Raw genomic sequence first — 12,222 nt, 5'->3', positions numbered from 1 at the left:
CGACATGAACTATTACGAACTCAGTTTCACATACACCTCCCCTATCGAGAAAGAGATTATCAATGACGTGCTGGCCGCCGAGTTGGGGGAAATCGGTTTTGAGAGCTTTACGGAAAGCGAGAAGGGTTTGCTGGGATATATATCCGAGGCTTTATACGACAAAAAGACATTGGATGATAAACTGGCCGACTTTCCGCTAGAGAATACCCGGATCGATTACACCTCCAAATGGGTAGAAAGCAAGGATTGGAATGAGGAGTGGGAGAAGAATTATTTCAAACCCATCCGGATCGGAAACGAGTGCATTATCCGTGCCTCCTTCCACGAGGCGGAGCCCGGCTATACATATAATATAATAATAGACCCGAAAATGGCTTTCGGCACCGGCAATCACGAAACGACTTATTTGATGATAAGCGAGATGCTGAAACTAGACCTAGAAGGTAAGGAGCTACTGGATATGGGATGCGGCACAGCCGTGCTGGCCATCTTGGCCCGGCTGAAAGGGGCGAAACGGGTAGCGGCCATCGACATCGACGAATGGGCTTATAACAACGCCCTAGAGAATATCCGCCTGAATCATACCGAAGACATACAAGTAGCCTTGGGCGGCGCCGAGAAAATCAAGGAATTCGGACTATTCGACATCGTCTTCGCCAATATCAACCGGAACATCCTCCTGAATGACATTTGTCAATATACAAACAGTATGAAACCGGGAAGCATCCTATTTATGAGCGGCTTTTATGTAGAAGATATCCCGGCGATAGAAGCAGAATGTCAGAAGAACGGGCTGAAATTGGATTCTTATAACGAAAGAAATAACTGGGTTGCCGTGAAGGTCTTAAAAGGATAACTTTTTTTAACAACAAAAGTTAAGACAAAGATAAACCTTAATCCAAATAAATACGTTATCTTAGTGGAAACTTCTAAAAAGAAAAAGTTATGAAAAGCGTAGATTCAAAATTATTACTTGGCCTTGTAGTAGGCGCGGCTGTTGGTGCCGCTGTAGGTTATTTGGCAGCGACAGATAAGAGAGAACAATTACTGGAAGAATTGAACGGTGTTGTCGGAAAAGTAAAAGAAGGTTTTAACTCCGCTCTTGCCAAATATAAAGAAGGAAAGCAAGAAGTAGTACAGGCAACAGAAGAAATCGTAGCTGAATAAGCTTTGTATGGAGAAAGATTCAGGAACAGTCTTCCGTGAGCTGAAAGAAGATGTATCGGCTTATGTGGAGTTAAAACTTGAGCTCCTAAAGTTGAGCACATATGAGAGAACGGGTAAAGTCATAGCCGTTCTCTCATATGGCTTGATATTATTGTTCTTGGCGTTCTTCGCCATCTTGTTCATATTCTTGGCCTTGGGCTTCTTCCTAGGGGATTGGCTCGGCTCCTCCGGGTTCGGATTCGGTATCGTGGCGGTCTTGTACCTGCTACTTATCGGCATTATAATAATGAATAGGGACAGGATCAGCACAAAAGTATTAAATGAGGTAATAGCCGCCATGACGGCGAATGACGATAAAAATAACGCGACAAACGATGAACAACCGGCAAACCCCACTGGAGAAACTGATTTCTGACAAAGAACGCATACAGAGACAATGTAAGCGACAGGAACAGAAATTGAATGAGGATTTCTCTTATATACAGGAGAACGCCGGAAGTTTATTGTTATCCGGATTATCGTCTCTCCTTTTCCCGAGCAATAAGTCAACGACAAAAACAAACGACAAGAACACAGCTCCCGTAACGGCTGGACAACCCTCCATCGCTTTAGGGATCTCAGACTATTTATCCATAGCGAAAGGCATGATTCCCATCGCTTGGGATCTCGCTCAACCATTTATTATGACGTGGGGAATCAAAAAAGCGAAAAAATGGTTCTCTAATCTCTTATTCAAGAAAAAGAAATAACCTCCAACAATTAATTTATGTTAGAGGGCAGCTTTTTTCTAGCTATATTATAAGGCTCAATACAAAAAACATGACTACATTTGCAGTCGTTAAAGCAAGGGATAAAATGAATATCTACTCCTTGCGATGAATAAGAGATAAAAATAAAGACTTATTATTAATAAACCCATAAAAAGTTTTATTACAATGATCAAACTAGGTATTAACGGTTTTGGCCGTATCGGACGTATGGTGTTCCGTGCTGCAGTTGCTAACTTTGGCAACGACATTCAAGTTGTAGGTATCAACGACCTTTTGGATGCTGATTACTTGGCATACATGTTGAAATATGACTCAGTACACGGTCGTTTCGACGGCGAAGTAGCTGTAGAAGACGGCGCTTTGGTTGTAAACGGTAACAAGATCCGTTTAACTGCTGAGATGGATCCTGCTAACTTGAAATGGAACGAGGTTGACGCTGACGTTGTTGTTGAGTCTACTGGTTTCTTCTTGACAGACGAGACAGCTCGCAAACACATCCAAGCTGGCGCTAAGAAAGTTATCATGTCTGCTCCTTCTAAGGATGCTACTCCTATGTTCGTTTACGGTGTTAACCATACAACTTACGCAGGTCAAGACATTATCTCTAACGCTTCTTGTACTACAAACTGCTTGGCTCCTATCGCTAAGGTTTTGAACGACAAGTTCGGTATCGTTAAAGGTTTGATGACAACAGTTCACGCTGCTACAGCTACTCAGAAGACTGTAGACGGTCCTTCTAAGAAAGACTGGAGAGGTGGTCGTGGTATCCTTGAGAACATCATCCCTTCTTCAACGGGTGCCGCTAAGGCTGTAGGTAAAGTATTACCTGTATTGAACGGCAAATTGACAGGTATGGCTTTCCGTGTACCGACTTCTGATGTTTCTGTTGTTGACTTGACAGTAGTTCTTGAGAAAGAGGCTTCTATGGCTGACATCTGCGCTGCAATGAAGGAGGCTTCTGAAGGCGAATTGAAAGGTGTTCTTGGTTATACTGAAGACGCAGTTGTTTCAACTGACTTCCGTGGCTGTGCTAACACTTCTATCTTCGACGCTAAAGCTGGTATCTCTTTGGATTCTAACTTCGCTAAGATCGTATCTTGGTACGACAACGAGTGGGGTTATTCAAACAAAGTTTGTGAGATGGCTCGCGTTATCGCTGGTAAGTAATTTATTACCACTCTACATAGAAAAGGCTATCCTCTTTGAGGATGGCCTTTTTTTTCGTACGTTTGTATCATGAAATCATATGAACTTATCACGATTCTAGGGCCTACGGCTTCTGGAAAGACGACCTTCGCCGCCGCTCTCGCCGCCCAGTTGGATACGGAGATCATCAGCGCTGATTCCCGGCAGATCTATCGTTCTATGGATATCGGGACGGGTAAGGATTTGGCCGATTACAACGTGAATGGAAAACAAATCCCCTATCACTTGATCGATATCTGCGAGCCCGGCTATAAATATAACGTATTTGAGTATCAGCATGACTTTTTCCGGGTCTATGAGGATATGAAGCGGAGGGGTAAACTCCCGATCTTATGTGGAGGAACCGGGATGTACATAGAGGCCGTACTAAAAGGATATAAGCTATTAGACGTGCCTCAAAATCCTGAGCTAAGGGAATCCTTGAGGAATAAAACCTTGGAGGAACTGGAAACCATCCTCGCCTCTTATAAGATATTACATAATAAAACGGACGTGGACACCGCCCAGCGGGCTATCCGTGCGATCGAGATCGAGGAGTATTATAAGACTCAGGCACCAGACGTAAATGAATATAATCCGATCAACAGCCTGATCATCGGTATCCACATCGACCGGGAATTACGTAGGGAAAAAATATCCAGACGCTTGCGGACCCGGTTGGACGAAGGAATGGTGGATGAGGTTCGTACGATCTTGGCTACGGGTGTTAAACCGGAGGACTTGATCTATTACGGATTGGAATATAAGTTTCTTACTTTATATATTATTGGGGAACTTTCTTTTGAGGAGATGGTCTCGCAACTCGAGATAGCTATCCATCAATTCGCCAAGAGGCAAATGACTTGGTTCCGGGGCATGGAACGCCGGGGTTGCGAGATTCATTGGATAGACGCCACCCTACCGACCGAAGAAAAAATAGCGACAACAATGCGAATTCTAAATAATCAGCTATGATAACAATAAACGATCTAAATAAAAGCGAGAACTTCTTCTTGATGGCAGGTCCTTGCGTAATCGAGGGGGAAGATATGGCGTTACGTATCGCCGAGAAAATAGTGGGTATCACGGAAAGACTGCATATACCCTATGTATTCAAAGGCTCCTATCGGAAAGCGAATCGCTCCCGTCTGGATTCTTTCACGGGCATCGGGGATGAGAAGGCGTTAAAGATCTTACGTAAGGTGGGCGAGACGTTCGATATTCCCACCGTTACCGACATCCATGAGACAACGGAAGCTGCCATGGCCGCCGAATATGTCGATGTCCTTCAAATCCCGGCTTTCCTATGCCGCCAAACGGATTTATTGGTAGCGGCGGCCGAGACCGGGAAGATCGTCAATATAAAGAAAGGACAGTTCCTTTCGCCGGGTGCCATGCAATTCGCCGTACAAAAGGTAGTGGACGCAGGAAATGATAATGTCATGATCACCGAGCGGGGAACGACATTCGGCTATACCGACCTTGTTGTCGATTTCCGGGGTATCCCGCAAATGCAAACATTCGGTTTCCCAGTCATTATGGATGTAACCCATTCCTTGCAACAGCCGAACCAAACCTCCGGCGTGACCGGTGGATTGCCCGCCCTTATCGAGACGATAGCGAAAGCCGCTATAGCCATAGGCACGGACGGCCTGTTTATAGAGACCCACCCGGAGCCAAGCCAAGCCAAATCCGACGGGGCCAATATGCTCAGACTGGATTTATTAGAAGATCTTTTGACACGTTTGGTACGTTTACGCCAAGCGATCCTATAAAAAATAAGGGGCCCTTACTAAAAAGGCCCCTTTATTTCTTATTTTTACGATCAATAATCTAATTATCCCATCTTGCTGATTTTCTTCAACCGATCTTCATCTATCAACTTAATCTTTCTACCGTCTAAAGCAATGATACGTTCCGCCACAAAGGTAGACAACGTGCGAATAGCATTCGATGTAGTCATATTAGATAGATTTGCCAGATCTTCACGAGCCAAATAGATGCTTAACGTAGCACCGTCTTCTTCCAGTCCGTAACTATCTTTCAGGAATAACAAAGATTCAGCTAATCGCCCACGAATATGTTTTTGCGTAAGGTTAACCGTACGTTCATCCGAGATACCGAGATCAATGGATAATTGTCGGATGAAAAACATAGCCAAATTCGGATTACTCATTAAAAGGCCCGTAACCACTGTCATAGGAATCATGCAAACCGTAGAAGCCTCGAATGCGGAAGCGTTCGTCAAGTAATCTTCTTGAGCGAAACTAGCCCGGTAACCAAAATACTGCACAGGCTTAATCATTCGGATAATCTGGCTTCTGCCACCTACTCCATCCTTGTAAATCTTCACTTTACCCTTTAACAAGCACATCATGTCCTTTGGTTCGTCGCCCTCGCAATAAATCAACTCGTTACGTTTGAAATGCTGGATCGTCGAATTACTACGGAGGATCTCACGTTCCTTATCGGTCAGAACCCTCCACACCTCTGATAAACTGGCCGATAAATCGACCTCTTCTTTTTGCTGTTTAACCACGACTGCTATATAACATACTTATGAAGCACAAATATACGATTTTTCTTTTGATAAAATAAAAACTTTTGTACGATTAATTACACCATATTGTAACATTTTACTTTCTTTCACGTCTAAACTGAAATTTATTCATTATGTTTGTCTGGAAAGAATGTAAAATCGTTGAAAAAGTTATATTCGATACTTACCTTGATTTTAATCTCTATAGGTATTTTCGCAAAGAGCACTGATACTTATAGTGATAAGATCCTGTCTTTTGGCAAGGGGAATCGAGAAACGAGAGAACGGGCGGACTCGATCATGCACCTTGTTATCGAAAAGGCAACCCAATACCAAAATACGGTATCGAAATATGAGGCTGAGATCTATATCAAAGGACGTACAGAAATTTTAAAACAAAATATGTTAATACGTCTCGCCCACCATATCTTCCCTATCGACCGAAAAAATAAGGATATGCTTTTTGAGATGGTCAGCCAATCTAAATTTAACGCTCCGCAGAACTATCTTCATGATCTAAAGGCGGTCAACGGAAACAGCATACCCAACGGGAAAAAGCAGCAGGAGGCCTTGGCCTTCTTGAATTTGAACGTATACTCCCCTACCGCTTACGATGATGCTATCTTCATGCCGATAGCTAGCAACGCTTTTAAGTTTTATACGTTCAATTTGGAAGGGCTGGAAACTATCAACGGCTTGACGATTTACAAAATCCGTTTCCTGCCGAAGCAATGGAGCCAGAAATTGGTATGCGGGGATCTATATATCATCGACCAGTCATGGACGATCGACAAGATCGATATGAACGGTCGTTACTCTTTCGCCGAATTCAACCTAGTCATGAGCTACGGACGGGATTTCAGGCGGTTCATCCTGCCCGAGAAGGCGGATCTATTCCTCCGATACAGGGTATTGGGAAACGCAGTGGCAACCACCTACCATTCTTCCTTTAAGTATCAGGAAGTGGAATGGGTGGAGGAGGACAACGAAAGCCATAAATGGAAATCCTTGGACCTGACCAATTATTACAAGCTCTCGTCCGATACGGTTCCTATTATCAGGGATTCCACGTATTGGAATATCCATCGTGACAATCCCTTGAGTCCGGATGAAGCCCACTTATACAATAAAGCCCAAGAGCAGAATATAAATAAAATCGATACGGCCGATGATCTCCAGAAGTACGTTAAACTAACGGAGCAGTTAACGAATACGGTCAATATGGATTATAAAACGACCCGTATTAAATATTCCGGGCTTCTGAATCCATTCCAATTGGGTTATTCCGCCCGTAACGGCATCACTTACAAACAGCGATTCCGTATCAGCAAGACATTTACCCGTGACAAGCAAATTCGTTTTCGTCCGGAGATAGGTTACGTATTCAAGCGCAAGCAGATATTTTTCAAGGTTGGAGGCGATTGGGAATACTCGCCGCAGAAACGGGGAATTTTATCGGTAGAAGTAGGAAACAGTAATGAAAGCTATTCCTCCGAGATCACCCAAAAGATCAATGAGGAACTAAAGGATTCCACCTTCAATTTTGATGATTTAAACCTTGAGTATTTCAAACACTACTATGCGGAAATAAAAAACTCCATTGAGTTATTCAATGGGTTTCAATTAACAACAGGCATCTCTTACCATCGCCGTATCCCCTCTAAAAAGAAAGTGGCGATTGATCCCGGGGATGATGTAGAGGAAATACTTAGCCAAAATTATAATGACTTTACGCCCACGCTCGGTTTCTCCTATACCCCCCGCCAATATTATCGCATGGACGGATACCGGAAGGAGTATGTCTATTCGTATTATCCCACGATATCAATCGAAATAGCGAGAGGTATCCCCGGAGTCGGGAAAAGCTCGGGAGATTACGGACGTATAGAGGCGGACATGCATCAAAGCCTTATGCTTGGCCTCTGCAGACGATTGAACTATCATATCAGCGCCGGTCTTTATACGCAACAGAAGTCTACCTATTTCGCGGACTTTAGGTATTTCACCCGCAGGAATTTCCCCGATACATGGGATGATCAGATTGGCGGAGTCTTCAATCTGCTGAAAGGCGAGTGGTTCAATGCCTCCGATAAGTATATACAAGCGCATTTCATGTATGAAAGCCCTTTTGTCTTATTCAAGATCCTCCGCATCAACTCCACGAAAAAATTCATGCAAACGGCCTCACGCTATATCCTCTCCGAACGCTTTTATCTGAGCCAGCTATGGACACCGGTCTTGCCTAGCTATACGGAAGTCGGATACGGGATCGGGAACCATATCTTTAATATCGGGATATTCGCCGGATTCGATCGCTGGCATTACCAAAGCATGGGATTCAAGTTTGCCTTCGAGTTATTTCAATAAATCGATAGTGGGCGGGCTACCAATATCCCTTTACAGCTCTTTATCCCCTCGGCGTAATCTCGTAAGGAGGATGCTTGGATGATTACCTTTTTAGCGGAAGAAGAGGCATGGATAAATGTCAGTTGTCCATCCTTCCAATAGGCAATCCCGACATGCGTCACGTCCAGCCCCTTGATAGAAGTAACAAAACAGAGGATATCGCCATTCTTGATTCCGGACGAACATTTCTCGATCTCCTGTTTAGGCACATAATAATGAGGACGCAGGTTTATCTCCTTTTCCTTATCGGCCATCCTTCGAACCCTTTCCGGATGGTTCTTCAATTGCTTATAGCTATCCGGATGCGTGGATATAAAAGATAAATCCAAAGGTAGGGAGGCACCACCGATCTCCCGCCCCATATCTTTCACGATTCCTTTTCGCTCGTTCTCATAGAACCAGTCGGTCATATAATGCAAACGATCCGTGTAATCATGGATCGTGCCGTCTCTGTACCGGAGCTGCTGTAAATTCTCACAGAAGTTCTCAAAGGTAGGATTTTCTTCCCACAGGGTGCGGGATAAAGCCAATACGGTCTCCGCGAATGTGGTACAATCCAGTTCCCGCAGATTGACCACCAAGCCCTCCGGCTCCTTTTCCAAGGTAGAGGCGACATAAGGAGTCCCCCGGAAGAAAAGGGCGGTATGGATCATTAGCTCGTCTAGGGGTAACGACTTCTTAGGTTCCATCTGAGTACAATACCGATCGAAAATAGCACGATCCTCATCCGTACAATACAACTTACGGGATGTATGCTCTTGGGCGTTCACTAAAAACACCATACATACACACATCCAAAAACCGAGCAGTATCATTCCCCTTCTCATAAGCTAATCCTTTTTCGTTTTCAGTAAATCCTCCAATTTCACCAGCTCGTCACGGAATTGGGCAGCCTCGATGAAATCCAGTTTCTTCGCTGCTTCCGTCATCTGTTTGCGAGTCCGCTCGATCGCCTTCTCAAGCTGCGTACGGTTCATGTATTGCACGACCGGGTCCGCTACCAAGCTTGGTTCCGGCTCTATATAAGCGTAAGGCTCCGCCGTTTGTTGTTTCTCGGCAAGCATGGATACACTGTTTTTCATGACTTGCTTCGGAGTAATGCCATGCGCCTCGTTATAAGCCATCTGTTTCTCCCGCCGGCGATTGGTCTCGTCCATGGTCTGCTGCATACTCGCCGTGATCTTATCGGCATAGAAGATAACCTTTCCATTCACGTTTCGGGCGGCACGTCCAGCTGTCTGCGTCAAGGATCGGTGGGAACGCAAAAAGCCTTCCTTATCCGCATCCAAGATAGCGACCAACGAGACTTCCGGTAAATCCAGCCCCTCGCGTAGCAGATTGACACCGATCAGCACATCAAACAGGCCATTCCGCAGGTCGTCCATAATCTGTACACGTTCCAAGGTATCTACATCGCTATGTATATAGTTGCATCGTACCCCCATGCGGGTCATATACGTAGTCAGCTCTTCCGCCATACGCTTGGTCAAGGTAGTCACCAAGACTCGTTCGTCTTTTGCCGAGCGCTGCGTGATCTCCTCCATCAAGTCGTCGATTTGGTTTAATGAAGGACGGACATCGATAATCGGGTCCAGCAGGCCTGTCGGACGTATCACCTGCTCCACCACCACTCCCTCGCTCTTTATCAACTCGTAATCGGCGGGAGTAGCGCTCACATAAATGCCTAGAGGCGTCAACGACTCGAACTCATCGAAGGTAAGCGGACGGTTATCCATCGCCGAGGGCAAACGGAAACCATACTCCACCAAGTTTTTCTTCCGGGCATAATCCCCGCCATACATCGCACGAATCTGCGGGATCGTCACATGGCTCTCGTCTACGACAAGCAGGAAGTCTTTCGGGAAATAATCCAACAGGCAGAAAGGACGATCTCCCGCCGCGCGTCCGTCGAAATAACGGGAATAGTTCTCGATACCCGAGCAATGCCCTAGCTCCCGGATCATTTCCAGATCAAACGTGACACGCTCATACAGGCGTTTCGCCTCGAAGGGCTTACCGATCTCCTTGAGGAAATTCACCTGCGTCCCCAGATCCACATCGATCTGACCGATCGCCATATTGATACGCTCTTGGGTGGTCACGAATAAATTGGTAGGATAAATATTCAGCTCATCTTGCTCATCATACTCCTCGCCTGTCAACGGATTGAAAGAGGAGATGCGGTCTATCTCATCATCCCAGAACTCGATACGGTACGCCATGCCGTCGAAGGTCTCGATCGCCGGGAAAATATCCACCGTATCACCATTCACACGGAAACAGCCGCTTTTGAACTCCAGCTTATTATTCACGTACAAGGCGTCTACAAACCGGCGCAACAGCTTATCCCGGTCGATACGCATACCCCGTTCCAGATGCGTCACTTTCTCGGCGAAAGCCGTAGGGTCTGCCATGCCATATAAGCAGGATACGGATGAGACCACGATCACGTCCTTACGACCCGACAATAAGGAAGCCGTGGCCCTCAAACGCAGCTTATCGATCTCCTCATTGATCGCCAAGTCTTTCTCTATATAGGTATCGGTAGAAGGTAGATAGGCCTCCGGTTGGTAATAATCATAATAAGAGACAAAGTACTCTACCGCATTATTTGGGAAAAACGCTTTAAACTCACTGTACAACTGAGCGGCAAGCGTCTTATTATGACTGAGTATCAAGGTCGGTCTCTGAACTTCCTTTATCACGTTAGCGATCGTAAACGTCTTACCGGAACCGGTAACACCCAAAAGTGTCTGGAAAGGAACACCACTCTTGATCCCTTCCGACAACGCCGCAATCGCCTCGGGTTGGTCACCCGTGGGACTGAACGAAGACGATATTTCAAAATTCATCCTTTACCCGATCTGTTGTTTAGGCATTATTAACCATAATATAATGTAGAGCAGTATACCGAATCCGGCGAAAAGAACCATCAATACCCATACGATCCGTACGATCGTCGGATCGATATCCAAGTATTCCGCAAGACCGGCACAAACACCCCCTATCATCTTATTATTCGAACGAGTCAATCTTTTCTTCTCTTCCATTATCCTCTATTTTAACAATTAGACAGTATACACGCAAAGATAATTTTTTCCCTCTAATAAAATAACAACTCCTGTCGATAATTCTTACAAATACGACAATGCCCATTGCAGGCTCTTTATAATGGGCATTATAAAGCACTTACAATGGGCATTCAACACCGCTTACAATCGTGATTAAGCGGCCTATCGATCCAGCAACTCTTGCAAATATTTACGAGTTTGGATCACATAATCATGGCGGGTACCATTCAGCTCACATTCAATTGTTATCGCACCCTTGAATCCTTGTTTTTTCAACTCGGCAATCACTGCGGGAAAATCTACATCGCCCGTAGGGATCGGTACCTCATGGCCCAGCTCATACGGATTGTTAGGATCCGGATACTTGCCATCCTTCGCATGGAACTCTTTAATCAAGTTACCAAACAACTTGACCGCATCCAGGGAGTTCGACTTGCCATACATTAGTAAATTCGCCAAATCACAATTGATAAACAAATTACCCGTACCGATATCCCGGATCGCACGAATCAAAGTGATTGGTGTCTCCTGCCCAGTCTCGAAATAAATCAAGACATTACGCTCCTTCGCATAAGTAGCCAAGCCACGCATCACCTCAATGAAATCCTTATACTGCGCCGAAGACGGATCCTCTGGAATAAATCCAAAATGCGAGTGCATAGCCGGAATACCAGCCTGTACACAAAAATCGATCATTTTACGGTATAAGTCCAACTTCTCGAAACGCTCATCGATAGGTACCAGGCCGATCGTAGCCGGTCCTTGACGAAAATTCCACGTACTTTTACTTCCCGGCACACCAACCAACGTAGTTACCCGGATCCGGTGCTTCTCGGAAGCGGCCTTCACCTGCTCCGCCAATTCCTTCGTGAATCTTTTTTCACTATAATTTAACTCACAAGAACCAAAGCCCTGCTCATGCAGGGCTTTGAAACTCTTATCTATATCGCGTACATCATATTGGATGACACCGATCGTGATCTGTTCCTGCGCCTTCACGCCCGGACAAATCAAGGCCATAGCCACCACGTACGCCCATATATATTTCCTAATGTTCATATTCCTTATTATTCAATCTAAGAAT

The 12,222-nt window shown here is 45.1% G+C and carries 13 protein-coding genes; 8 read left to right on the top strand and 5 right to left on the bottom strand.

Annotation, left to right across the window (positions count from 1 at the left end; translation table 11 throughout):
* Positions 1–4: 4 nt before the first annotated feature.
* From prmA to kdsA, 7 genes are all read left to right on the top strand, one after another.
* Complete coding sequence (gene prmA / locus CI960_RS04880) at positions 5–856, top strand: 50S ribosomal protein L11 methyltransferase (protein WP_005861841.1); 852 nt, start codon at positions 5–7, stop codon at positions 854–856.
* A gap of 89 nt (positions 857–945) precedes the next feature.
* Complete coding sequence (locus tag CI960_RS04875; protein ID WP_005861840.1) at positions 946–1,167, top strand: YtxH domain-containing protein; 222 nt, start codon at positions 946–948, stop codon at positions 1,165–1,167.
* 7 nt (positions 1,168–1,174) lie between these two features.
* Positions 1,175–1,582, top strand: coding sequence for a phage holin family protein (locus CI960_RS04870; RefSeq protein ID WP_005861838.1), 408 nt, complete (start codon positions 1,175–1,177; stop codon positions 1,580–1,582).
* Positions 1,542–1,916 carry a hypothetical protein gene (locus CI960_RS04865; protein ID WP_005861836.1) on the top strand — a complete coding sequence of 125 codons (375 nt, stop codon included), beginning with the start codon at positions 1,542–1,544 and terminating at the stop codon, positions 1,914–1,916. The genes CI960_RS04870 and CI960_RS04865 overlap by 41 nt, the downstream gene beginning before the upstream one ends.
* A 186-nt stretch (positions 1,917–2,102) precedes the next feature.
* Positions 2,103–3,104, top strand: a complete 1,002-nt coding sequence (gene gap / locus CI960_RS04860) for a type I glyceraldehyde-3-phosphate dehydrogenase (protein ID WP_005861834.1) — start codon at positions 2,103–2,105, stop codon at positions 3,102–3,104.
* A gap of 69 nt (positions 3,105–3,173) precedes the next feature.
* Positions 3,174–4,097, top strand: coding sequence for a tRNA (adenosine(37)-N6)-dimethylallyltransferase MiaA (gene miaA, locus CI960_RS04855; protein WP_005861832.1), 924 nt, complete (start codon positions 3,174–3,176; stop codon positions 4,095–4,097).
* Positions 4,094–4,897, top strand: coding sequence for a 3-deoxy-8-phosphooctulonate synthase (kdsA, locus tag CI960_RS04850; protein ID WP_005861830.1), 804 nt, complete (start codon positions 4,094–4,096; stop codon positions 4,895–4,897). Before miaA ends, kdsA begins: the two co-directional genes overlap by 4 nt.
* Before the next feature lie 62 nt (positions 4,898–4,959).
* Here kdsA and CI960_RS04845 read toward each other — a convergent pair whose 3' ends face one another.
* The gene (locus CI960_RS04845) at positions 4,960–5,610 is read right to left on the bottom strand and encodes a Crp/Fnr family transcriptional regulator (RefSeq protein WP_369799702.1); all 651 of its coding nucleotides are present in this window, start codon (positions 5,608–5,610) and stop codon (positions 4,960–4,962) included.
* Between the two features lie 213 nt (positions 5,611–5,823).
* Between CI960_RS04845 and CI960_RS04840 the strand changes: the two genes are divergently transcribed.
* Positions 5,824–8,028, top strand: a complete 2,205-nt coding sequence (locus CI960_RS04840) for a DUF5686 family protein (RefSeq protein ID WP_005861826.1) — start codon at positions 5,824–5,826, stop codon at positions 8,026–8,028.
* On the opposite strand, the gene CI960_RS04835 is transcribed toward CI960_RS04840, so the two are convergent.
* From CI960_RS04835 to CI960_RS04820, 4 genes are all read right to left on the bottom strand, one after another.
* Positions 8,022–8,894 carry an N-acetylmuramoyl-L-alanine amidase-like domain-containing protein gene (locus CI960_RS04835; RefSeq protein ID WP_005861824.1) on the bottom strand — a complete coding sequence of 291 codons (873 nt, stop codon included), beginning with the start codon at positions 8,892–8,894 and terminating at the stop codon, positions 8,022–8,024. The genes CI960_RS04840 and CI960_RS04835 overlap by 7 nt on opposite strands.
* Before the next feature lie 3 nt (positions 8,895–8,897).
* On the bottom strand, positions 8,898–10,919 hold the full coding sequence (uvrB, locus tag CI960_RS04830) for an excinuclease ABC subunit UvrB (RefSeq protein WP_005861822.1): 2,022 nt from the start codon (positions 10,917–10,919) through the stop codon (positions 8,898–8,900).
* Between the two features lie 3 nt (positions 10,920–10,922).
* Entirely contained in the window at positions 10,923–11,117 is a 195-nt protein-coding gene (locus CI960_RS04825; RefSeq protein WP_005861820.1) for a PspC domain-containing protein, read from the bottom strand.
* A 183-nt stretch (positions 11,118–11,300) separates the two neighbouring features.
* Positions 11,301–12,197 (bottom strand): sugar phosphate isomerase/epimerase, encoded by an 897-nt coding sequence (locus tag CI960_RS04820; protein WP_005861818.1) that lies wholly within the window; start codon positions 12,195–12,197, stop codon positions 11,301–11,303.
* Positions 12,198–12,222 lie beyond the last annotated feature (25 nt).

The sequence above is a fragment of the Parabacteroides sp. CT06 genome (assembly GCF_002257605.1).
Taxonomy (GTDB): Bacteria; Bacteroidota; Bacteroidia; order Bacteroidales; family Tannerellaceae; genus Parabacteroides; species Parabacteroides distasonis.
Note: the sequence above shows the minus strand (reverse complement) of the source record. Positions and strands in the feature narration are given on the sequence as shown.

Bases quoted from the DNA above. Each gene is read 5' to 3' on its own strand.
- miaA (WP_005861832.1), top strand. From the start codon at position 3,174: ATGAAATCATATGAACTTATCACGATTCTAGGGCCTACGGCTTCTGGA.
- gap (WP_005861834.1), top strand. From the start codon at position 2,103: ATGATCAAACTAGGTATTAACGGTTTTGGCCGTATCGGACGTATGGTG.
- CI960_RS04865 (WP_005861836.1), top strand. From the start codon at position 1,542: ATGAACAACCGGCAAACCCCACTGGAGAAACTGATTTCTGACAAAGAA.
- CI960_RS04835 (WP_005861824.1), bottom strand. From the start codon at position 8,894: ATGAGAAGGGGAATGATACTGCTCGGTTTTTGGATGTGTGTATGTATG.
- CI960_RS04870 (WP_005861838.1), top strand. From the start codon at position 1,175: ATGGAGAAAGATTCAGGAACAGTCTTCCGTGAGCTGAAAGAAGATGTA.
- kdsA (WP_005861830.1), top strand. From the start codon at position 4,094: ATGATAACAATAAACGATCTAAATAAAAGCGAGAACTTCTTCTTGATG.
- prmA (WP_005861841.1), top strand. From the start codon at position 5: ATGAACTATTACGAACTCAGTTTCACATACACCTCCCCTATCGAGAAA.
- CI960_RS04875 (WP_005861840.1), top strand. From the start codon at position 946: ATGAAAAGCGTAGATTCAAAATTATTACTTGGCCTTGTAGTAGGCGCG.
- CI960_RS04825 (WP_005861820.1), bottom strand. From the start codon at position 11,117: ATGGAAGAGAAGAAAAGATTGACTCGTTCGAATAATAAGATGATAGGG.
- CI960_RS04820 (WP_005861818.1), bottom strand. From the start codon at position 12,197: ATGAACATTAGGAAATATATATGGGCGTACGTGGTGGCTATGGCCTTG.
- uvrB (WP_005861822.1), bottom strand. From the start codon at position 10,919: ATGAATTTTGAAATATCGTCTTCGTTCAGTCCCACGGGTGACCAACCC.